The organism is Christiangramia aestuarii (assembly GCF_009735585.1).
Taxonomy (GTDB): Bacteria; Bacteroidota; Bacteroidia; order Flavobacteriales; family Flavobacteriaceae; genus Christiangramia; species Christiangramia aestuarii.
This window is the reverse complement of the sequence record NZ_VJVW01000075.1, coordinates 1-460: the sequence shown is the minus strand read 5'-3', so window position 1 is coordinate 460 and position 460 is coordinate 1. Positions and strand designations below refer to the sequence as shown.

Below are 460 nucleotides of genomic sequence, written 5' to 3'. Positions count from 1 at the left end.
GCGCTTTCCCGCTCGCAAGTCGGCCAGATTGTCGCAGATCATGCATTCGCCAATTTCCCGCGGATGCGCTTTGCTAAGGGAAGTGCGCCGGGTACGCCGTTCGTCGCCCGCCGCGGTCGCGCCGCCGGCTGCCTCTGCCGGTGCCGCGGCGCTTGCGGTTACAGTGCGGCGACCGGCCCGGGAAGCGACCGGCGCGGGGCCGGCGGTTCACCCAGGGGCGGCGAAGGGAGTGGCGAACAGATGACAATAATGAAAGGTACCTGGCTGCTGCTGGCCGCCGTCTGCCTCGGCGCCAGCGCCACGGCCGAGGCCGGTGCGACGCTGGATGCGGTGAAGCGCAAGGGCTACGTGCAGTGCGGCGTCAGCGACGGCCTGCCGGGGTTCTCCTACGCCGACGCCAAGGGCCGTTTCAAGGGGCTCGACGTCGACATCTGCCGGGCGCTGGCCGCCGCGCTGTTCG

1 pseudogene is annotated in these 460 nt (G+C 70.7%); it reads left to right on the top strand.

The window, feature by feature from the left end:
• Nucleotides 1-249: 249 nt before the first annotated feature.
• A pseudogene (locus tag FLP08_RS16975) lies at nucleotides 250-460 on the top strand (transporter substrate-binding domain-containing protein); the annotation flags it as partial.